Origin of the sequence: Sphingomonas sp. NIBR02145, assembly GCF_027359115.1 — a bacterium.
GTDB lineage: Bacteria > Pseudomonadota > Alphaproteobacteria > Sphingomonadales > Sphingomonadaceae > Sphingomonas > Sphingomonas kyeonggiensis_A.
On record NZ_CP114791.1, the window covers coordinates 3,468,812 to 3,489,020 of the forward strand.

General features: G+C 68.3%; 24 protein-coding genes. 12 read left to right on the forward strand and 12 right to left on the reverse strand.

The window, feature by feature from the left end:
• The 3 genes from ribH (at nt 1) to O3305_RS15680 (ending at nt 1,722) form a co-directional block, all read left to right on the forward strand.
• Nucleotides 1–420 (forward strand): 6,7-dimethyl-8-ribityllumazine synthase, encoded by a 420-nt coding sequence (gene ribH, locus O3305_RS15670; protein WP_184163183.1) that lies wholly within the window; start codon nt 1–3, stop codon nt 418–420.
• 322 nt (nt 421–742) lie between these two features.
• Nucleotides 743–901, forward strand: a complete 159-nt coding sequence (locus O3305_RS15675) for a hypothetical protein (RefSeq protein ID WP_269573373.1) — start codon at nt 743–745, stop codon at nt 899–901.
• A 92-nt stretch (nt 902–993) separates the two neighbouring features.
• On the forward strand, nt 994–1,722 hold the full coding sequence (locus O3305_RS15680; protein ID WP_269573374.1) for a carboxypeptidase-like regulatory domain-containing protein: 729 nt from the start codon (nt 994–996) through the stop codon (nt 1,720–1,722).
• On the opposite strand, the gene O3305_RS15685 is transcribed toward O3305_RS15680, so the two are convergent.
• A complete protein-coding gene (locus O3305_RS15685; protein ID WP_269573375.1) occupies nt 1,719–2,825 on the reverse strand; it encodes an alkene reductase in 1,107 nt (368 codons plus the stop codon). The genes O3305_RS15680 and O3305_RS15685 overlap by 4 nt on opposite strands.
• A gap of 56 nt (nt 2,826–2,881) precedes the next feature.
• Here O3305_RS15685 and O3305_RS15690 point away from each other — a divergent pair, with 56 nt between their 5' ends.
• Genes O3305_RS15690 through feoB form a run of 4 tightly spaced genes read left to right on the forward strand, consistent with a single transcriptional unit; the run spans nt 2,882 to nt 6,632 of the window.
• Nucleotides 2,882–3,811 carry a DMT family transporter gene (locus O3305_RS15690; RefSeq protein ID WP_269573376.1) on the forward strand — a complete coding sequence of 310 codons (930 nt, stop codon included), beginning with the start codon at nt 2,882–2,884 and terminating at the stop codon, nt 3,809–3,811.
• Nucleotides 3,811–4,467 (forward strand): COQ9 family protein, encoded by a 657-nt coding sequence (locus O3305_RS15695; protein ID WP_269576535.1) that lies wholly within the window; start codon nt 3,811–3,813, stop codon nt 4,465–4,467. Before O3305_RS15690 ends, O3305_RS15695 begins: the two co-directional genes overlap by 1 nt.
• A gap of 33 nt (nt 4,468–4,500) precedes the next feature.
• Complete coding sequence (locus tag O3305_RS15700; RefSeq protein ID WP_493113844.1) at nt 4,501–4,785, forward strand: FeoA family protein; 285 nt, start codon at nt 4,501–4,503, stop codon at nt 4,783–4,785.
• Nucleotides 4,782–6,632, forward strand: coding sequence for a ferrous iron transporter B (gene feoB, locus O3305_RS15705; protein WP_269573377.1), 1,851 nt, complete (start codon nt 4,782–4,784; stop codon nt 6,630–6,632). Before O3305_RS15700 ends, feoB begins: the two co-directional genes overlap by 4 nt.
• Nucleotides 6,633–6,740: 108 nt before the next feature.
• Here the strand turns inward: feoB and O3305_RS15710 are convergent, their stop codons facing one another.
• The gene (locus tag O3305_RS15710; protein WP_269573378.1) at nt 6,741–6,914 is read right to left on the reverse strand and encodes a DUF4169 family protein; all 174 of its coding nucleotides are present in this window, start codon (nt 6,912–6,914) and stop codon (nt 6,741–6,743) included.
• A gap of 42 nt (nt 6,915–6,956) precedes the next feature.
• Between O3305_RS15710 and ssb the strand changes: the two genes are divergently transcribed.
• Both ssb and O3305_RS15720 read left to right on the forward strand, forming a co-directional pair.
• Nucleotides 6,957–7,535: a single-stranded DNA-binding protein gene (ssb, locus tag O3305_RS15715; protein WP_269573379.1), complete on the forward strand. Its 579-nt coding sequence runs from the start codon at nt 6,957–6,959 to the stop codon at nt 7,533–7,535.
• Between the two features lie 17 nt (nt 7,536–7,552).
• Nucleotides 7,553–7,987 carry a hypothetical protein gene (locus tag O3305_RS15720; RefSeq protein WP_269573380.1) on the forward strand — a complete coding sequence of 145 codons (435 nt, stop codon included), beginning with the start codon at nt 7,553–7,555 and terminating at the stop codon, nt 7,985–7,987.
• Here O3305_RS15720 and O3305_RS15725 read toward each other — a convergent pair.
• The 5 genes from O3305_RS15725 to O3305_RS15745 all read right to left on the reverse strand — a co-directional run bounded on the left by O3305_RS15725 (nt 7,984) and on the right by O3305_RS15745 (nt 12,664).
• On the reverse strand, nt 7,984–8,838 hold the full coding sequence (locus tag O3305_RS15725; protein WP_269573381.1) for a pirin family protein: 855 nt from the start codon (nt 8,836–8,838) through the stop codon (nt 7,984–7,986). The genes O3305_RS15720 and O3305_RS15725 overlap by 4 nt on opposite strands.
• A gap of 4 nt (nt 8,839–8,842) precedes the next feature.
• Complete coding sequence (gene metW, locus O3305_RS15730; protein WP_269573382.1) at nt 8,843–9,430, reverse strand: methionine biosynthesis protein MetW; 588 nt, start codon at nt 9,428–9,430, stop codon at nt 8,843–8,845.
• The gene (locus O3305_RS15735) at nt 9,427–9,864 is read right to left on the reverse strand and encodes a GNAT family N-acetyltransferase (RefSeq protein ID WP_269573383.1); all 438 of its coding nucleotides are present in this window, start codon (nt 9,862–9,864) and stop codon (nt 9,427–9,429) included. The genes metW and O3305_RS15735 overlap by 4 nt, the downstream gene beginning before the upstream one ends.
• Nucleotides 9,861–10,982, reverse strand: coding sequence for a homoserine O-acetyltransferase MetX (gene metX / locus O3305_RS15740; protein ID WP_269573384.1), 1,122 nt, complete (start codon nt 10,980–10,982; stop codon nt 9,861–9,863). The genes O3305_RS15735 and metX overlap by 4 nt, the downstream gene beginning before the upstream one ends.
• 134 nt (nt 10,983–11,116) lie before the next feature.
• Nucleotides 11,117–12,664, reverse strand: coding sequence for a flavin monoamine oxidase family protein (locus tag O3305_RS15745; protein WP_269573385.1), 1,548 nt, complete (start codon nt 12,662–12,664; stop codon nt 11,117–11,119).
• Nucleotides 12,665–12,749: 85 nt separating this feature from the next.
• Here O3305_RS15745 and hisC point away from each other — a divergent pair, with 85 nt between their 5' ends.
• Nucleotides 12,750–13,847, forward strand: a complete 1,098-nt coding sequence (gene hisC, locus O3305_RS15750) for a histidinol-phosphate transaminase (RefSeq protein ID WP_269573386.1) — start codon at nt 12,750–12,752, stop codon at nt 13,845–13,847.
• On the forward strand, nt 13,847–14,755 hold the full coding sequence (locus O3305_RS15755; protein ID WP_269573387.1) for a prephenate/arogenate dehydrogenase family protein: 909 nt from the start codon (nt 13,847–13,849) through the stop codon (nt 14,753–14,755). Before hisC ends, O3305_RS15755 begins: the two co-directional genes overlap by 1 nt.
• A 293-nt stretch (nt 14,756–15,048) precedes the next feature.
• Here O3305_RS15755 and O3305_RS15760 read toward each other — a convergent pair whose 3' ends face one another.
• Genes O3305_RS15760 through ftsE form a run of 4 tightly spaced genes read right to left on the reverse strand, consistent with a single transcriptional unit; the run spans nt 15,049 to nt 17,844 of the window.
• Complete coding sequence (locus O3305_RS15760; protein WP_269573388.1) at nt 15,049–15,732, reverse strand: lysophospholipid acyltransferase family protein; 684 nt, start codon at nt 15,730–15,732, stop codon at nt 15,049–15,051.
• Nucleotides 15,732–16,262 carry a YdcF family protein gene (locus O3305_RS15765; protein ID WP_269573389.1) on the reverse strand — a complete coding sequence of 177 codons (531 nt, stop codon included), beginning with the start codon at nt 16,260–16,262 and terminating at the stop codon, nt 15,732–15,734. Before O3305_RS15765 ends, O3305_RS15760 begins: the two co-directional genes overlap by 1 nt.
• Nucleotides 16,259–17,143: a cell division protein FtsX gene (locus tag O3305_RS15770; RefSeq protein WP_184163131.1), complete on the reverse strand. Its 885-nt coding sequence runs from the start codon at nt 17,141–17,143 to the stop codon at nt 16,259–16,261. The genes O3305_RS15765 and O3305_RS15770 overlap by 4 nt, the downstream gene beginning before the upstream one ends.
• Nucleotides 17,140–17,844, reverse strand: coding sequence for a cell division ATP-binding protein FtsE (gene ftsE / locus O3305_RS15775; RefSeq protein ID WP_184163127.1), 705 nt, complete (start codon nt 17,842–17,844; stop codon nt 17,140–17,142). Before ftsE ends, O3305_RS15770 begins: the two co-directional genes overlap by 4 nt.
• Nucleotides 17,845–18,002: 158 nt before the next feature.
• Between ftsE and O3305_RS15780 the strand changes: the two genes are divergently transcribed.
• The gene (locus O3305_RS15780; RefSeq protein ID WP_269573390.1) at nt 18,003–18,752 is read left to right on the forward strand and encodes an MJ0042-type zinc finger domain-containing protein; all 750 of its coding nucleotides are present in this window, start codon (nt 18,003–18,005) and stop codon (nt 18,750–18,752) included.
• Here O3305_RS15780 and O3305_RS15785 read toward each other — a convergent pair.
• A complete protein-coding gene (locus tag O3305_RS15785; RefSeq protein ID WP_269573391.1) occupies nt 18,733–20,085 on the reverse strand; it encodes an MATE family efflux transporter in 1,353 nt (450 codons plus the stop codon). The genes O3305_RS15780 and O3305_RS15785 overlap by 20 nt on opposite strands.
• Nucleotides 20,086–20,209: the final 124 nt, after the last annotated feature.

Here is a 20,209-nt window from a genome sequence, read left to right on the forward strand (position 1 = left end):
TTGGCACGTGTCCTGATCGTCGAAGCGCGTTTCTACGCGCATCTGAATGACCTGCTGCTCGAAGGCGCGCGCGCCGCGATCGAGGAAGCGGGCCACAGCCACGAGACCATCACCGTCCCCGGCGCGCTCGAGATTCCCGGCGCGGTGGCGATGGCGGCGGAGAGCGGCCGCTACGACGCGTTCGTCGCGCTTGGCGTGGTGATCCGCGGCGAGACCTATCACTTCGAGGTCGTTTCGAACGAAAGCGCCCGCGGCCTGATGGCGCTGGCGATGGATTCGCTGCCGATCGGCAACGGCATCCTCACTGTCGAGAACGAGGCCCAGGCGCTCACCCGCGCCAAGCCGGACGAGAAGGACAAGGGCGGCGAGGCTGCCAAGGCGGCGCTGGCGATGCTGGCGCTCAAGAGCAAGTTCGGCTGATCCGATGGACATGCCCCCGACCCGCTACCGTGTAGTGGAGCAGGGGCGTCGCCTGATCGTGATCGATACGCAGGCGGGGCGGTCTTCCTCCCCGCCTGTTGTCGTATCCAGGCCCGAACTATTTGCCGACCGGCGGCGCGCCAAGGAAGCACCGCGACCGCAATCACAGGTTCAATCCCCACCCCGCCCGTCAGGCTCGCCCGAACCCCTTGGGCGCTATGCTGGAGGGGAGGGATTCAGTTTCGTCAGCGCGCGCTGGTATGATGGCGAGGGGCCGCGGCGTATCCGGCTCGACCAGGACGGAGTCACGCAGCTTGTTGCGGTGCTGCTGATCGGTCTTGTCGTCCTGGGCTTCTTCGTCACGCTGATCGGCTGGCCGATCCTGCTGGTGCTCGGCTTCCTGGCGTTCAATCCCAAGACCCGCGCCGGCCTGCGCACCGCCGGCGCTACCTGGCTGACCGCGATCGACCGGCCGCAATAGCTCCGTCGAGACATGGTCCGCGCCCGTCGCGGTTCGATTGCTCCCGATCCTCCCGCGCGGCAGCCCGCGCGGGACACCTTCGGGAGGGATCCATGTTCCGCTATGCCATTGCCTTTGCCCTGATCTCGCTCGGCTGTGCCTGCGCGCCCTCGCCCAGCCAGGCCCAGGCCCAGCAGGGCAGCGTGAGCGGCCGGGTGGTCGATGACCAGGGCAGGCCGGTCGCCGGCGCCGAGATCTATGTGAACTACCAGTCGTTCGGCGGCGGCCGGGCGATGCAATATGGCGCCAGCCACCAGCGCGGGACAAGGACCGGCCCCAACGGCACCTACCGGATCCGCATCGCCGACATGGCGCCGGGCGAATACAGCGTCTCCGGCTATGCCACGCTCAACGTCAACGGGCAGCGCATCCAGGTGAAGCTGATCCCTACCAATGAAGCGAACTTCGCCAGCACCGCCGCGACCGTGCGCAACTTCCGGCTCGGCTATACCGAAGGCAGCGGCGAGAGCAGCTACGGCGTCGGCGGCATCGTGCTGGTGCAGACCGCGGTGATGGACTTCACGCCGCTCGGCGAAGTCGAGGTGACGCTGGTGCCCTCGAAGGGCGGCGCACCGCTCACCCGCCGCCTGCGTCAGACCGGGGAGGGCTGGGTGGCGACGGGCGTGCCGTTCGACGATTACCGGGTCAGCGTTCGCCACCAGGGCCGCCAGCTGCTCGTCCGCGACGGCGGCAGCGGCCCCTGGGTCGACAGCTTCGTGGGCAGGTTCAAGCCGCTCGGCGCATCCAGCTACGAGATGCGGATCGACATCAAGCAGCCTTAGGCGGCCTTGGCATCCCAGGCGGGATAGTCGGTATAGCCCTCGGTCCCGCCGATATAGAACAGCTCCTCGCGCTGCGGGTTGAGCGGCAGGCGCTCACGCAGGCGCAGCGGCAGGTCCGGATTGGCCAGGAAGGTGCGGCCATAGGCGATCGCATCGGCCTCGCCCGCATCGAGCGCGGCCTGGGCGTCGTCGAGGTGATAATCGGCGTTGAGGATCAGCGGTCCCTTGAAGACCTTGCGCATCCCCGGATGGACCGGCGGATGATCGGGCAGGCCGCGCGTGCCGCCCGGGCGCGGCTCGCGCATCTCGAGAAAGGCGATGCCGATCTCGTCGAGCGTCGCCGCCGCCGCTTCGAAAAGTGGCGCCGGGTTGCTGTCGTTGATGCCCTGCACTTCGCCATTGGGCGAGAGCCGCACGCCGGTGCGATCGCCGCCGATCGTGTCGACCACGCGCTGGGTGACTTCCTTCAGCAGCCGCACCCGATTGGGGATCGAGCCGCCATACTGGTCTTCGCGGAAGTTCGAATTGTCGCGCAGGAAGCTGTCGATCAGATAGCCATTGGCGGCATGGACCTGCACCCCGTCGAAGCCGGCGCGGATCGCGTTGCGGGCGGCGCGGGCATAATCGTCAAGCAATCCGGGGATCTCGTCGGTGCGCAGCGGCCGGGCCTGGGCATAGGGGCGCTTGATCTCGCCGCTCTCCTCGGCCGGATAGGTGCGGACGCTGCCCGGCGCGGTGTTCGCCGAGGCCGAGACCGGGGCTTCGCCGCCGAGGAAATCGGGATGGACCAGCCGGCCCATGTGCCAGAGCTGGGCGACGATGCGGCCGCCGGCTGCGTGCACCGCCTCGACCACCGGCTTCCACGCATCGGTCTGTTCGTCGTTCCACAGGCCCGGGGCATAGGCCCAGCCGAGGCCCTGCTGGCTGATGCCGGTGGCTTCGGAGATGATGAGGCCGGCGCTGGCGCGCTGGGCATAATAGTCCGCCATGATCGGCGTCGGCACATGCGCGCGCGTCGCGCGGCCGCGGGTGAGGGGGGCCATGAACAGGCGGTTCGGCGCATGGATCGCGCCCAGCTGGATCGGATCGAACAGGTTCGGCATCGTCGCAAATTCCCTAACGACTGTGACGACGGCCAAATAGGTGGCTAAGGGGGCGCATGCATCGGCCCGCCCCTTCAAGAAAAGCTTCGTCGCCGCAAACCGGCTCTGCGTTGCCGATCCTCGCCTTGCTTGCCGGCAACATCGCGCTCGCCTTCGGGCCGTGGTTCGTGCGGCTGGCCGATGTCGGGCCGGTATCCGCCGGCTTCTGGCGCCTCGCCATCGCCGCGCCGATCCTGATCGCGCTGGCCTTTGCCGGGCAGAAGCGCCCCTTCGCCGCGGCAGGCGGCCTGTGGCCGGCGATCGCGCTGGGCGGCATCGCCTTCGCCGCCGATCTGGCGAGCTGGCATGTCGGCATCCTGCAGACCACGCTCGCCAACGCCACGCTGTTCGGCAATTCGGCGACCCTGATGTACCCGATCTATGGCTTCCTCGTCGCCCGCATGTGGCCGACGCGGACCCAGGGCCTCGCACTCGCGCTCGCTGCGGCCGGCGCCGGGCTGCTGCTCGGGCGCTCCTACCAGCTATCGCCCGATCATCTCGTCGGCGACCTGCTCTGCCTGCTCGCCGGCACGCTCTACACCGTCTATTTCGTGCTGATGAGCAAGGCGCGCGAGGCGATGGCGCCGATCCCGGCGCTTGCGCTCTCCACGCTCGCCGGCATCCTGCCGCTGGCGCTCGCGGCCCATCTGATGGGCGAGACCTTCTGGCCCCAGCATTGGGGAATCCTGGTCGGCCTCGCGCTGGCCAGCCAGGTGGTGGGGCAGGGGCTGATGATCTACGCGATCGGCCATCTCCCGCCGCTGGTGGTCGGCATCGGCCTGCTCTCCCAGCCGATCGTCGCCGGGATCGTCGGCTGGAGTGCCTATGGCGAGAAGCTCGGCCTGGCCGATTTCATCGGTGCCGTCCTCGTCGCGATCGCGCTCGTGCTGGTGCGCAGCGGCGGCTCGCGGCTTGCGCCGGAAGCTGAGGGGGTTAAATCGCAATGATGGACCTGAAGGACGCGACTCTCGACGAACTGCGCGCCGCGCTTGCCCCGCAAGTGGCGGCCAATGCGGCGTTCGACGGCTGGAACAACCGCGCGCTGGACGCCGCCGCCGATACGCTCGGCGTCGACCGCGATGTCGCGCATCTCGCCTTCACCGATGGCCCGGTCGCGATGATCGACGCCTGGTTCGCCCATATCGATGCCGCGATGCTCGCCCGTTTCACGCCCGAGCAGCTGGCGGCGATGAAGATCCGCGCCCGCATCACCGCCCTGGTCGAGGCCCGGCTCGATCTCGCCGCTCCGCACCGCGAGGCGCTGCGCCGGGCGCTCGCCATCCTCGCCATGCCGCAGAACGCCGCGCTCGGCGCGAAGCTCGGCTGGCGCGCCGCCGATGCGATCTGGCGTGCCGCGGGCGATACCGCCACCGACTATAACCATTATACCAAGCGCATGACGCTCGGCGCCGTCTATGGCTCGACGATCGCGGTGTTCCTCGACGATGAGAGCGAAGGCCAGGCCGATACCCGCGCCTTCCTTGCCCGCCGCATCGAGAACATCATGCAGTTCGAGCGGACCAAGGCGAAGTGGCTGACCCCGCCCGAGCATCATTTCAGCCTGTCGCGCTTCATCGGACGGCTGCGCTATCCCGCCGTATAAAACCGCACTGGCGCATCCCGGGCGCAATTGATAATGACTCGCAGCATGAATGCCCCCGCTGCGATTCCCGTGCCCATTCCGCTTGCCAGCCTGCCCCGCCACAAGCCCGGTGCCGTCGCCACTGTCGACTGGAGCAAGCTGAGCGAGCCCGAGGGCAGGCGCCTGCGCGAGCTGGGGCTCGATGAGGGCGTGGAAGTCGAGCTGCTCCACAAGTCCGGCCTGCTCGGCGGCGGGCCGATCGCCTGCCGCATCGGCCGGATGACCGTCGCGCTGCGACGTCACGTCGCCTCGGCGATCCAGGTCAGCCCCCGGTCATGAACGCGGCCCCGCTGGTTGCGCTGGTCGGCAATCCCAATGCCGGCAAGAGCGCCCTGTTCAATGCCCTTACCGGCGCTCGCCAGAAGGTCGGCAACTATCCCGGCGTCACCGTGGAGCGCCATGCCGGCCGCTTCTCGCTGCCCGATGGCCGCCCGGTCGAGCTGCTCGACCTGCCCGGCACCTACAGCCTCGATCCCTCGAGCCCCGACGAGCAGGTCACCCGCGACGTGCTGGTCGGCAAGCAGGAAGGCGAGCGGCTGCCCGACGCGATCATCGTCGTCGTCGATGCCACCAATCTCGACAACCACCTGCGCTTCACGCTCCAGCTGATCGCGCTGGGCCTGCCGGTGGTGGTCGCGCTCAACATGGTCGACATGGCCGAGCGCGACGGGCTGATCCTCGATCCCCAGGCGCTCGAGCGCGAGCTCGGCGTGCCGGTGGTCGCCACCGTCGCGGTGCGCAAGCGTGGGCTCGACATGCTCAAGGAGCGGTTGGGCGATGTGGTCCGCGGTGACCACAAGCTGCGCAAGAGCGACGGCGTCCAGCACGAGATGGTCGTGCTCCAGCGCCGCGCCCGCCAGATCGCCACCGCGGTCACCATCTCCGAGACCGCCGCGCGCCGCTGGACGCACCGGATCGACGCGATCGTGCTCCATCCGGTCGCCGGGCCGATCATCCTGCTCGCGCTGATGTTCGTCATGTTCCAGTCGGTCTTCGCCTGGGCCGAGGCGCCGATGGGCTGGATCGAGGCCGGCATGGCCTGGATCGAGGACGCGGTTTCGGGCGCGCTGCCCGCCGGCTTCGTCCGCGATTTCCTCACCCAGGGCCTGATCGCCGGCGTCGGCGCGGTCGTGGTGTTCCTGCCGCAGATCCTGATCCTGTTCGCCTTCATCCTGGTGCTTGAGGCGACCGGCTACATGGTCCGCGCCGCGATGCTGATGGACCGGGTGATGGCGAGCGTCGGCCTGTCGGGCCGCGCCTTCATCCCGCTGCTTTCCAGCTTCGCCTGCGCCGTGCCCGGCATCATGGCGACGCGGACCATCGCCGACGAGAAGGACCGGCTCACCACGATCCTGATCGCGCCGCTGATGACCTGCTCGGCCCGCCTGCCGGTCTATGCGATCATCATCGGCGCGCTGATCCCCGATCGTGCGATCCTCCCGGGTATAGGCCTGCAGGGGCTGGTGCTGTTCGGCCTCTATATCCTCGGCATCGCCGGCGCGTTCGGCGCGGCGCTGCTGCTCCGCCGCACGGTGACCAAGGGCGCGACGTCGGGCTTCATGATGGAGATGCCGAAATACCAGGCGCCGCGGATCGGCGACGTGTTGCTCGGCCTGTGGCAGCGCGCGATGATCTTCCTCAAGCGCGCCGGCACCACCATTGCCGCGACCGTGGCGATCCTCTGGCTGCTCGCCACCTTCCCCCAGGCGCCTGCGGGTCAGAAGCAGAGCGAATATTCGATCGCCGGCCGCATCGCGAGCGGGATCGAGGTCGTGGTCAAGCCGATCGGCTTCAACCACGACATCTCGCTGGCGCTGCTCCCCGCGATGGCGGCGCGCGAGGCGGCGGTGGCGGCCATCGGCACCGTCTATGCGGTCGACAATCCCGAGGATGCGCGGGGCGAGGCGACGATCACCGAGAATCTGCGCGCCCGCTGGACACTGCCGACCGCGCTCGCCTTCCTGATGTGGTTCGTCTTCGCGCCCCAGTGCATCTCGACGATCGCGGTGACGCGGCGCGAGACCAATGGCTGGAAATGGCCGATGTTCATGATCGGCTATCTCTTCGCGCTGGCCTATGTCGCGGCGGGGCTGACCTATTGGAGCGCGGTGGCGCTGGGGTTGTAGCGGCTGCCTCTAACCTGCTCCCCGGCGAAAGCCGGGGCCCAGGATTTCTCTGCCGTGTCGCTTGTGACTCTGGGCCCCGGCTTTCGCCGGGGAACGGGATCGAGACGCTCAATCGCGCTTGGCGTCGTCCAGCGTCCTGGCGATCCGGGCCTTTTCGGTGGCTTCGGCCTGCTTCTCGACCTTGCTGCGTCCGAAGCGCGCGCGATTTTCCTGTGCACGAACTGCCTTGTCGGCCTGTGCCTTGGCCTTGCGCGCCTTGTTCAGGTTGATGATCTCGGCCATATCCTTGCCTCAAGCATCTACAGAATTCGAAGCGGAGTTTCCATGGCGGGCAGCGTCAACAAAGTGATCCTGGTGGGCAATCTCGGGCGCGATCCCGAGAGCCGCAGCTTCCAGAACGGCGGCAAGGTCGTCGAGCTGCGCATCGCCACGTCCGAAAGCTGGAAGGACCGCAACTCGGGCGAGCGCAAGGAAAAGACCGAGTGGCACACGGTCAAGGTCTTCAACGAAGGCCTCGCCAATGTCGCCGAGCGCTATCTGCGCAAGGGCAGCAAGGTCTACATCGAAGGCGCGCTGACCACCCGCAAGTGGCAGGACGCGCAGGGGCAGGACCGCTATTCGACCGAGATCGTGCTCCAGGGCTTCAACTCGGTGCTGACCATGCTCGACGGCGCGCCGGGTGGCGGCGGTGGCGCGGGCGGCGGCTTCGGCGGCGGTCGTTCCTCGGGCGGCGGTGACGATTGGGGCGGCGGTGGCGACGAGTTCGCCGGCCAGTCCTCCAGCCGGGGCGGCGGCAACTTCAACAGCGGCGGTCAGCGCTCGGGCGGTGCCGCCGGCGGTGCCGGCAACAATAGCTTCGGTGGCGGGTTCCCTGATGATCTGGACGACGACGTCCCGTTCTGATCGGTGAAAGGATTGCCATGCGCGGCGCTGTAATTGGATTGGTTTTTCTGGCGACTGCCTGTGGCGGCCCCAAGACCACCGACGATCCCGCCGCGCAGAATGTGATCGATGCCGCGTCCAAGGGCACGCCCGCCGCGGTTGCGGCGGGTACCTGCGCGGGCAAGCCCGATTGGGTGCCGATCTACAAGGAAGCGAAAATCATCAGCTGCACCAGCGGCGATGTCGCGGTAACCGGCAAGCGCAGCGGCACGGTGATCTACACCGATTTCGCCACGCCTTCCTCGATCCTCACCTGGTCGAAGCAGCAGGCGATGGCGTCGGGCCTGGCGCTCAGCATCGAGGACGGCAGGTCGTTCAGCGCGGCCCAGGGCGATGCGCGCACGCTGCGGGTGATGGCCGAATCGGGCACCGCGCGTACCAATGTCACGGTGAACTGGGGCGTGAAGAACTAGGCTTCCACGATCTCCGCCACGCCGAACTTGCCGGCCTGGTAGTCGTGGAAGGCCTGGCGGATCTCCGCTTCGCTGTTCATCACGAAGGGGCCGTGCGCCACGATCGGCTCGTCGATCGGCTCGGCATGGCCGAACAGGAACAGCGCCGGCTCGGTCGCGGTGATCGTCACGCCGTCGCCCGGGGTCAGCTCGGCGAGGTGGAAGTGCGGCACCGCGGTGGCTTCCACGTGGAACACGCCTCGCGCGCCATAGAGGAACACGTCGCGCCCCTCGAGCCCGTCAAAGGTCACGCTGCCGCCTGCTTCGATCTCGACCCAGGTCAGGAACACGCCGGTCAGCGAGTCGACCACGCCTTGCGCGCCGCCGAACGCACCCGAGATCAGGTGCACGGTTGCGCCGTCCGCGGTCACCGCCGGGATCGCCCCGGCCTGTGCCCCGACATAGCGGGGCGCGGTCATCTTCAGCCGGGCGGGCAGGTTCACCCAAAGCTGGAGGATCTCCATCGGCCCGCCATCGCGCCTGAAATCGGCGGGCGAGACCTCGGCATGGACGATGCCGCTGCCCGCGGTCATCCACTGGATGCCGCCGGCGCGGATAATGCTCGCATGCCCGGCGCTGTCGGTATGCGCCAGCTCTCCCTCGAGGATGAAGGTCGCCGTCTCGAAGCCGCGATGCGGGTGCGTGCCGAAGGGCAGGCCGCGATTGTTCGGCGGATAGCTTTGCGGCCCATGATGGTTGAGGAACAGGAACGCGCCGACATGGCCGATCGCCGGCCCCGGCACCGGGCGACGCGTGACCAGATCGCCGATATCGTCGCGAAAGGCCGGATGCAGCCGCTTCACCGTTCGCATCGTCCTATCTCCTCAGCAGGAACACGGCATGTTCGGCGAACAGGTTCGCCATCGCCGACCCGGTGTGCTGGTCACCCGACAGGAACCAGCTGCCCTCGAGCGTGATCCCCCGGTTGCGGACGAACGCCCGGAAGTCATCGACGGTGACATGGTGGATGTTCGGCGTCGCGTACCATTCGATCGGCAGCAGCCGGGTCACCGGCATCCGCCCGCCGAACAGCAGCGAGGCGCGCACCCGCCAATGCGCGAAGTTGGGGAAGGAGACGAAGGCGTGCTTGCCGATCCGCAGCAGGTTCTCCAGCACCAGATCCGGATGGCGCGTGGTCTGCAGCGTCTGGCTCAATATCGCATAGTCGAAGCTGTTGTCGGGATAGTCGGCCAGATCGGTATCGGCATCGCCCTGCACCACCGAGAGCCCGCGCCCGACCGCCGCAGCCACGTCGCCCGCATCGAGCTCGAGCCCGCGCGCATCGACCTGGCGCGTGTCGCGCAGCGCCGCCATCAGCGCGCCGTCGCCGCAGCCGACATCGAGCACGCGGCTGCCCGCCGCGACATTCGCCGCGATGATCGCAAGGTCGGGCCGCAGACTCATCGCGTGTAGAGGTCCACGTCGTGCCGCTCCATGCAGCGCTCGGGATGCGGGATCGGCGTCCAGCCCAGCCTGGCGTAGAGCGGCTGCATGTCGCGGGTGAACAGCAGCCAGCGCCGCAGCCCGGTCAGTTCGGGATGCGCCTGCACCGCCTCGAGCATCTGCATGGCCACGCCCTTGCCGCGATGCGCCGGCAGCACGAACACATCGGCCAGATAGGCGAAGGTCGCGAAGTCGGTGATCAGCCGGGCAAAGCCGACCTGCTCGTCCTGCCCCGCCTCGTCCTTGGCGAACACGGCGGCGCAGAAGCTGTTCCTGATCGACGTCTCGACGATGTGCCGCGGAATCCCCTTGGCCCAATAGGAGCCGCTCAGGAACGCATGGATCAGGTCGAGGTCGAGCTCGGCCTTGTCGAACGAGATGCGATAGTCGCTCATGCCACCCCCGCCTGCAGGAAACCGCGCACCACCCTGTCGAGCTCGGGGCTTTCGAGCAGGAAAGCGTCATGGCCGAAGGGGGATTTCAGCTCGACGAAGCTCGCCCGCGCGCCTGCCGCGTTCAGTGCGTGCACGACCGAGCGCGATTCGCTCGTCGGGTAGAGCCAGTCGGTATCGAAGCTCACCACGCAGAAGCGCGTGTCGGCGCCCCTGAAGGCATCGGCGAGCAGCCCGCCATGCTCCTCGGCCAAGTCGAAATAGTCGAGCGCGCGGGTGATATAGAGATAGGAGTTGGCATCGAACCGGTCGACGAACGCCAGCCCCTGGTGGCGCAGATAGCTTTCCACCTGGAAATCGGCGTCGAAGCCGAAGGTCTTGGTCTCGCGGCTCTGCAGCTTGCGCCCGAACTTGGCGGTGAGCCCGGCCTCGGAGAGATAGGTGATGTGCGCCGCCATCCGCGCCACGGCCAGGCCGGCGACGGGCGGATCATTGTCCTCGTAATAGTCGCCGCCGCGCCATTTGGGGTCGGCCATCACCGCCTGGCGGCCGACTTCGTGGAAGGCGATGTTCTGCGCCGAATGCCGCGCCGCGCTGGCGATGACCACGGCCGAGGCAACGCGCTCGGGGAAGGTCGCCGCCCAGCTCAGCGCCTGCATCCCGCCCATCGATCCGCCGACGACCGCGAACAGTTTTCCCACCCCCAGATGGTCGAGCAGCATCGCCTGCGCGCGCACCATGTCGCGGATGGTGATCACCGGGAAGCTCATCCCCCAGGGCTTGCCGGTGGCCGGGTTGATCGTCGCCGGGCCCGATGAGCCCAGGCACGAACCGAGCACGTTCGAACAGATCACGAAATAGCGGCCGGTATCGATCGGCTTGCCGGGGCCGACCATGCGCGTCCACCAGCCGGGCTTGCCGGTGCGCGGATGCTCGGAGGCGACATGCTGGTCGCCGGTCAGCGCATGGCAGACCAGGATCGCATTGCCGCCATCGGGGGCGAGGGTGCCATAGGTCTCGTAGCCGATGTCGACCGGCGACAGCAGCACGCCACCGTCGAGACGCAACGGCCCCGGCAGCGTCACCGAGCGGCCAGTGCCATAGCGCGGATCGTCGGACATGCGCGCTCGTTACGGGCTGTGTCGGATAGACGCAACACAGCTGTATAGCTGTTCCCCGGCGAAAGCCGGGGCCCAGGGTTTCTCTGCCCCGTCGCTTTTGGCCCTGGGCCCCGGCTTTCGCCGGGGAACAGGAACTACCCCGCCTTCGCCGCGATCCGCTTGCCCAGGATCGCACCCGCCGCCATTCGACCGGTCTGGGCCGCACCGTTCATATAGCCCGGAAAGGCGTCGGAGAGATGCTCGCCGGCGAACCAGATCCGCCCGGCATGGGGCACCTGGTTGCCGCCCTCGTCCTCGACGCAGAGCAGCTTCGAGAAGCGGGTGAGCTGGCCGGGGGCATAGTTGCAATAGGCGCCGAGGGTGAGCGCCTGGGCATGCCAGTTGGTCCGGGTGAAGGGGCCGGTCGCCGCTTCGATCAGCCCGGGGATCGCCGGCGCGGCGCTGGCGGCGAAGCGCCTGGCCAGCGCGGAAGGCGCCTCGCTCTCGGCGCGCAGCACTTCGTCGCCGCCCAGGAACCAGGTCCAGACCGGCGAGATGCCATCCTTGCGGTGGACGCTGCCGTCCCAGCCGAGTGCCCAGCCGGCATCGGCATCGGTCTGCCACAGCTCGCCGCCCACGCCCATCGGCTGGCGCCACGGCGTCGCGTTGGTGCCCGACTGGACCTTCTCGTTTAGCCCCAGCTCCATCTCGCCGATGAACGCACGCCAGGCGGCGGGCAGCGGCACGCGGAAATCGATCTGGCGGGTGAGGGGGCCGGGCACCGCGACGATCAGCGTATCGGCGGCCTCTGTCGAGCCGTCCAGGAAATGGAGCCTGAGCCCCGATTCGACGCGGAGCAGGCGCTTTCCGGTGGCGATGCGATCGGCATAATGCGCGCTCATCGCCTCGACCAATGCCGAGCTGCCGCCCTCGATCACATAGCGTTCGTCGGCGCCGCCCAGCACCTCGGCGCGCGCGCCATCGACAGTGGGCAGGTTGAAGATCAGCTCGATCGCCGATGCGCGCTTCGGTTCCACGCCATATTCGGTGCGGCTGGTCGCCTCGAGCAGCTGGCGCAGCCAGGGCTGGCGAATCAGCGCGGCATGCCTGTCGAGATAGTCGTGGATCGACATCCGATCGAGATCGGGCGCGACTCGTGCCTGGTCCTTGTCGAGTCGGTCGGCATCCCTGGCGATCTGCGCCGCGATCGGGCGCAGCGCTTCGGCCAGTTCGGTGTCGGTAATCAGGCGACCATTCGCCAGGATCAGCGTGTCGTGCGGCTCGCTCTTGCGATCGAGCAGCGCCACGCCGAAGCGCTTGAGCAGCCCGTGCATGTCATAATGGTCGGTATTGACCAGCTGCCCGCCCACTTCGAACGTCCAGTCGCCCGATCTGTGCGTGTACATCCGCCCGCCGGTGCGGTTGCGCCCCTCATAGAGGAACGCATCGACGCCCGCCTCGCGCAGGTGATGCAGCGCGGTCAGGCCCGCGATGCCGCCGCCGATGATCGCCACCCGGCCGGCAGAGCGCGCCATGGCCGGGCGGGGCAGGGCAGTGGCGACGCCGCCAGCGGCCATTGCCTGCAGCACCGCGCGCCGTGTCGCGCCGCTCGTGCCCTTGATCGGCATGGCCTCGCCCGCCGCTTCCAGATTCCGTCGTCGCGCCGCTTCCAGTGCGCGCCAGACGATGCTGTTCCCCCGCATTGCCCCTCCTCGGCTCCTGCTTAACCATGAAGCCCTAGCGCCGGACCCTTGCCATCCGGTAACCATTCCGCCAAGCCGCGCGACCATGACCGCACCCGTTCCCAAGCCCTGGATCATGGAAATCGCCCCCTATGTGCCGGGGCGCTCCACCACCGATGACGGCCGCAAGGTGACCAAGCTCTCGTCCAACGAGAATCCGCTCGGCACTTCGCAAAAGGCGCGGGAGGCTTTCCTCACCGCCGCGACCAGCCTCGAGCGCTATCCGGATGCCAGCGCCGTCGAGCTGCGCGAGACGATCGCGGCCAAATATGGCCTCGATCCCGCGCGGATCATCTACGGCAACGGCTCGGACGAAGTGCTCCACCTCGCCGCCGGTGCGTTCGCCGGTCCGGGCGACGAGATCATCTACGTCCATTACGGCTTCACCGTGTACCCGATCGCGACTCGCCGCGTCGGTGCGATCCCGGTGGTGGCACCCGACAAGGATTACGCGACCGATGTCGACGCGATCCTCGCCTCGGTGACCGACAAGACCAAGGTCGTCTTCGTCGCCAATCCCAACAACCCGACCGGCACCTATGCGCCGCGCTCGGAGATCCTGCGCCTGCACGCCGGCCTGCCGAGCACCGTGCTGCTCGTGCTCGACCATGCCTATGCCGAATATATCGAAGGCGACGACGATGATGGCGGCATGGAGCTGGCCCGCAGCGCGCCGAACGTGCTGGTGACGCGCACCTTCTCCAAGATGTACGGCCTTGCCGCCGAGCGGATCGGCTGGGGCTATGCCTCGGCGCCGATCATCGAGGCGATGCACCGCATCCGCCTGCCCTTCTCGATCACCATCGCGGGCACCGCGGCGGCGGTCGCGGCGCTGGGCGATACCGATTTCGTCGATCACACCAAGGCGCATAATGCCGAGTGGCGCCGCTGGTTCTCCGCCGAGATCGCCAAGCTGGGCAACAAGGGCCTGCGCGCCGTGCCGAGCCAGGCGAATTTCGTGCTGGTGCTGTTCGAAGGCCAGCTCACCGCCGAGGCGGCGTACAAGGGCCTGATGGAAGACGGCTATATCGTCCGCTGGCTGCCCGGCCAGGGCCTGCCGCATGGCCTGCGCATCACCATCGGCACCGAGGATGAGACGCGCGGCGTGATGGCCTCGCTCCGCAAGATGGCTGGCGAGGACTGATGCTGCCCTTCGCGCGCATCACCATCATCGGGCTGGGCCTGATCGGCTCGTCGATCGCGCGCGGCATCCGCCAGCACATGCCAAGCGTGCGGGTGACCGGCTATGATGCCGATCCGGCGGTGCGCGAGACGGCGGTGCGCATCGACCTGTGCGACGATATCGCGGACACCGCCGGCACCTCGGTGATCGACGCGGACCTCGTCATCCTCTGCGTCCCGGTCGGCGCGATGGGCGCGGCGGCGGCGGAGATCGCGGTGGACCTGCCCGCGGACGCGATCGTCAGCGATGTCGGCTCGTGCAAGGAAAGCGTGGTCGAGGCGGTGCATGCCGCATTGCCCGGCGCCGTGTTCGTGCCGGCGCACCCGGTGGCGGGCACCGAGAATAGCGGGCCCGAAGCCGGCTTCGCCTCGCTGTTCCAGGGCCGCTGGTGCATCATCACGCCGGTCGAGGGCACCGCGCCCTTCGCCGTCGAGCGCGTGCTGGAGTTCTGGCGCCGCCTGGGGGCCCAGGTCGAGACGATGGCGCCCGATCATCACGACCGCGTTCTCGCCGTCACCAGCCACCTGCCCCACCTGATCGCCTATACGATCGTCGGCACCGCATCGGACATGGAGGAAGTCACCCAGTCCGAGGTAATCAAATATTCGGCCGGCGGCTTTCGCGACTTCACTCGCATCGCCGCCTCGGACCCGACCATGTGGCGCGACGTGTTCCTGGCCAACAAGGAAGCGGTGCTCGACATGCTCCAGCGCTTCTCCGAGGACCTGACCGCGCTCCAGCGCGCGATCCGCTGGGGCAAGGGCGACGAGCTGTTCGAGTTGTTCAGCCGCACCCGCACGATCCGCCGCTCGATCATCGAGCAGGGCCAGGACGATGCCGCCCCGGACTTCGGCCGCGCGCACAAATAGCGCGTCGCCCTCCCGCGATATCTGCACCCCGGCTTTCGCCGGGGAACAGTTCACGACTGAGACCTCCAACGGGCTTGCAATGTAGGATTTCGCCTGCTTGCCTTGGGCGGTCGGCTTTGCGGCCGGCCGCGCCTTGAATCCGTTGGGGAAATAGGATCACGCCCGCGCAAGATCGTTGCGGGATGCGGCGCGTTGCCGGAGAAGATGGGGAAAATAGCGCCGACAAAAACCCGTTCTTGGCCTGTACTTCGTGTACTTTGGCGAGTCGCCGCGCAGGCCCTGCTGGAGCGCGCTCAGCCGTTCAGCGCATTGATCCCGGCATGGACCTTCGCCTCGGCCTCCGCGCGGGGCAGGCCCGGCGGGATCGGGTCGAGGAAGCGGAAGGTGATGACGCCCGGCTTCTTGATGCCGCGCTTGGGCCAGACATGGCCGCTCTTCACCGCGATCGGCACCACCGGCAGCTCGAGCATCCGGTAGAGCCCGGCAAAGCCCGATCGCAGCTCGGGCGCCTCGCCCGGCTTCACGCGCGTGCCTTCGGGGAAGATCAGCACCGAGCGGCCCTGCGCCAGGGCGGCCTTGGCGTCCTTCATCATCGAACGCAGCGCCGCGGCATTGGCGGTGCGGTTGACGATGATCACGCCGTAGCGCCGCGCCGCCCAGCCCCAGAGCGGGATCTGGGCCAGCTCGCGCTTCATCACCGTGGCAGGGGAGCCGAGCAGCCGGCTTAGTTCCAGCGCCTCGAACAGCGATTCATGCTTGCCGGCGAACAGCACCGGGCCTTTCGGGATCGTCCCCTCAATCTGCACCCTTATGCCCAGGATCCAGCGGGCGGACCAGGTCATCAGCGCCACCCAGGCCATCGCATAGGTGCGCAGCGCATCGCCGCCGAGCAGCGCGACCAGCGGCACCAGCAGCACCAGGAGGATCGACAGGCCGTAGAAGAAGATCGAGAAGATCAGCGTGCGCAGCAGGTTCATCAATTGGCGCCCATCAGCAGCGCGATCCGCCGCACCAGATATTTGTGATATTCGCGGAACAGCATGGCGAAGCCCGGCTGGCTGCGCACCGGATCGCCGATCACCTCGACGCCCTTCAGCGCATGCGAAAGCTCCAGCCGCGCCCGCGGCATGTGCCAGTCCGAGGTGACGAGGCGCACGGTCTTGTAGCCATGCTCCTTCACCCATTCCGCCGTCTCCTCGGCGTTCGAACGGGTATCGACCGCCTGCCAGCCCAGGTCGACGCAGCAGCGCATCAGCTTGCGGTCGATCTTGTACTCCGCCGCGAACTCGCCCGGCCGCACATCGGGATCGACTCCGCTGACCAGCAGCCGTTCCGCATCGCCGGCGCGCAGCACGGCAAGCGCGCGGTCGATCCGCTTCGGCCCGCCGGTCAGCACCACGATCGCATCGGTCTTGCGGCCCTCGAGCGGATGGCCGAGCGAGAGCATGAACGCGGCGAAGCCGAGCAGCCAGGCGATCACGACCAGGGCAATCAGCCGCAGGATCACAGCGTGCGGCCCAGCGCGCGCAGCACGGTCTTGCGTGCGGCGAAGGTGGCGAGCAGCGCGAAGCCGAGCGGCAGCAGCAGGAGCAGGAACCAGTCGCGCTGCTGCAACGCCACACCGCTCAGCATCTCCGAGCCGACCAGCGCCATGCGCGACTGGAGGAACCAGACGAGCCCCAGCGCCGCCAGCGTGCCGATCAGGCCGCCGAGCAGCGTGTCGAACGCGATCCGCCGCTGGAACAGGCGGGCGATCTGGACATCGGTGGAGCCGAGCATGTGGAGCACATCGATGGTGTCACGGTGCGTGTCCAGCCCCGAACGCGCGGCAAGCAGCACCACCGCGGCGGTGGCGGTGGCGATCAGCAGCATCAGCCCGACGGCGAGCCAGCTCATCGTGGTCATGAAGCTGCGCACGGGCGAGAGCCACTGGGCGTGCCGGTCGATCCGGGCGTTCGGCGCGATCGCCCTGGCGGTCTGCTCGACGGCGGCGCTGTTGCCGCCGCGCGTCTCCACATCGATCATCGCCGGCATCGGCAGGTCGGGATCGAGCCCGGTATCGCCCAGCCAGGGCTTGAGCAGTTCGGCCAGCCGCTGCCGATCGACTTCGGCGACACGGGTCACGCCGGCCACGCGCGGCAGGGCGGCGCGCAGTGCCTTAACTTCGCTGTCACGGGTGGCGGCATTGGGCTCGACGACCTGGATCGTCATCCGGCCGGCCAGCTGGCGATCGAGCTGCGCCGTCGCGGCGAACATGCCCAGCCCCAGCGCGCCGGCCAGCACGGTGAGGAACAGCATGATCGCCATGATCCAGGTCATGGCGCGCGTCCGCCGGCTCTCGTCGAGCAGGCGGCGGTCGGGCGCATTGGGATTGAGGCTCAGCTTCATGCGCGCCCCGGCGGCGGGTTGCGCAGCGCGCCGGTGGGGTCGTTCAGCCGGCCTTTTTCCAGCCGCATCATATGCGCGTTGGGGATGCGGTTGAGCAGGTGGAAGTCGTGCGTCGCCACCACCACGGTGGTGCCGAGGCGGTTGAGGCTGTCGAACAGGTGCAGCAGCCGCTCGGCCATGTCGGGGTCAACATTGCCGGTCGGCTCGTCGGCGACGAGCAGCTCGGGGCGGCCGATCACGGCGCGGGCAATGGCGATGCGCTGCTGCTCGCCGCCCGAAAGTGTCGGCGGCTTGGCGCGGCCGCGGTCGGTGAGGCCGACCCAGGCGAGCATCTCGCGTACCGGCGCCTCGATATCGCTCTCGGACACGCCGGCGACGCGCAGGGGGAGCGCGATATTGTCATAGGCGGAGAGGTGCGGGACCAGCCGGAAGTCCTGGAACACCACGCCGATCCGCCGGCGGAAGCCGGGAAGCCGGGTGCGGGGCAGCGCGCCGGCATCCTCGCCGAACAGCCGCACCGTGCCGCGGCTCGGCCGCTGGGCGAGGTAGAGCAATTTGAGCAGCGAGGTCTTGCCCGCACCGGACGGGCCGGTGAGGAAATAGAAACTGCCGGTGTTCAGCGAAAAGCTGACATCCGAGAGAGTCTCGTCGCCTGAACCATAGCGCAGGCCGACATTCTCGAATTGAACGATGCTGGCCATCAGGCTCCCGGCGCTTCCCTTGCACCTGCCATCGCACAGAGACCCGCCCCGCTCAAGAAGCTGGGGATACTCGGGACGGGGACTCTTGTGGCCGCGAATCGATGGGTCTAGAATCGTGACAATCGGGCGACAGGCCCCCGTGTCGTGAGCCGCGCGTAATGATCCTCGAATGCAGCCAGTGCCGAACCCGCTATCTGGTGCCCAACAGCGCCATTGGCGCCGACGGCCGCACCGTGCGCTGCGCGAGCTGCAAGCATAGCTGGTTCCAGGCCCCGGTCGCGCTCGACCTGACCACCCGTGCCACGGCGTCGGACGGTCCGGTCACCCAGGCGCCCAAGCGCGAGGCCGAGGTACCGAAGCGGGAAGCGCCCGCCGCGCCGCGCGTGTTCGACGATGCCTCGATCATGGCCGCTGCCGGCGCCACGCCCGACTATGATCCCTTCGCGCCGCAGCCGCCGTTCAAGCCCCGCCGGAATCCGGCCCGGCGCTGGACTGCCGCGGCGTTCGTCGCGGGCTTCTCGATGCTGCTCGGCACCGGTGCGATCCTCTATTCGGGCGCGCCCGGCCTTGCCGCCCAGCTCGGGATCGGTCTTGGCCTGGGCGGCGAAGTCGAGACGCCGCTGGTGTTCACCGAGAAGAATGTCGAGCTGCGCACCCAGACCAACGGGAGCGAGCTGTTCATCATCTCGGGCAAGGTGGCCAATCCCACGGCCGACAAGCAGCATGTGCCCGATATCCGCATCGAGCTGAAGGACGAGCAGAACCGGCTGGTCTATAGCTGGCGGGTCACCCCGCAGGTGCGCGAGCTTGGCCCGAAGCAGGTGATCGATTTCAACTCGGCCCAGGTCGATCCGCCGCGCAGCGCGCGCTCGGCCCGGCTGACCTTCGCTACCGAAATCGGCGGCTGACCCACCAGAGCCGGGTGCCGTGCAAGGTCGCGGCGACCACCATGCCCATGCCCGATGCCAGCGCCAATCCGGTCGCGCCCAGATCCAGCGTGCGGACGAGCAGCAGGCCTGCGCCGCCCGTGACGATGAAGAAGGCGATCACCGAGTTGATCCCGGCCACCACCTGGTCGCCGAGCGAGCGCAGCGCATAGACGAATACCACTTGCACCCCGTCGAACAGGATGAAGGGGGCCCAGACCGGCAGCATCATTAGTGCGAGCGTCCGCACCTCGGCCACCGCCGGGAACAGCGCGACAAAGGGGTGGGGCGCCAGTACCAGCAGCACGGCGAGCAGCCCCGTCGCCAGCGCGGCCAGCGCAGCGGCGATCGCCGCACGCCGAGCCGCGGCCTGGGGGGCGCCTTCGCCCACCGCATTGCCTACGCGTACCCCCGCCGCCGATCCCAGCCCCAGCGCGACCGAGAAAGTGACGTTGTGGATCGAGAAGACGATCTGGAAGGCGTGGGTGGTCACGTCGCCCAGTTCGGTCGAAAGCGCGATCAGGATCGAGAAGCCTACCAGCTCGAGGCCCGAGGCGATGGCGGGCACCAGCCCGAACTTGGCGAGGCCAAGCGCGCCGGTCAGCGAATCGCGGCTGAACAGATGCGCCAGGTCCTGTACGCCGCGCTGGCGGGCGCGGGGCAGCGTCCAGGCCGCGCCGACCATTCCGGCCGCGCCGAGGGCAGAGGCAATCGCAGTAGCCAGCGCCGCACCGGTCGCGCCCATCGCGGGCAGGCCGAGATGCCCGGCAGACAATGCCCAGGCGAGCAGCGCGTTGACCGGCAGGATCGCCAGGTTGACCACCGTGACGCGTTGCGGACGGCTCACGCCTTCGAGGAAGAAGCTCGCGGCGATGATCAGCAGCTGGAAGGGATAGGCGAGCGCCATCACCCGCACGACATCGGCGGCAAGCGGCGCGACTTCCCTCGCCACACCGATGCCGAGCAGCATCGGCTCGGCAAAGGCGAAGAGCAGCAAGGCGCTGAGCAGGCCAAGGACGATCGCGAGCAGCAGCCCCTGGTGCAGCGCGCGGCCGGTGCCGGGCAGGTCCCTGGCGCCGTCGGCGCGCGAGACATGGACGAGCACGCCGGTCAGCGCCCCGAGCCCCATCACGATGCCCGGGAAGGTCAGCGCGCGGCTAGCGCCCAGCGCCGCGACCTGCTCGGTGCCGGTGAAGCCGACCACGACGACATCGGTGACGTGGAGGATCGTCCAGTTGAGGCTGGTCAACGCCACCGGCCATGCCAGCGACAGGATTCGGCGCATCTCGGCGGAAAGATCGGGGGAGAGGCGCATGGGAGGGCGCGCTTAGCGGATTTCGCTTCGTTTGGAAAAGCGTGGCGGAACCGCTTGCAATGTCCGAAACGCATTGCTAGGGGCCGCTGCCTTACCAGCCGTTGGTATCCCAACCAGCGGATTT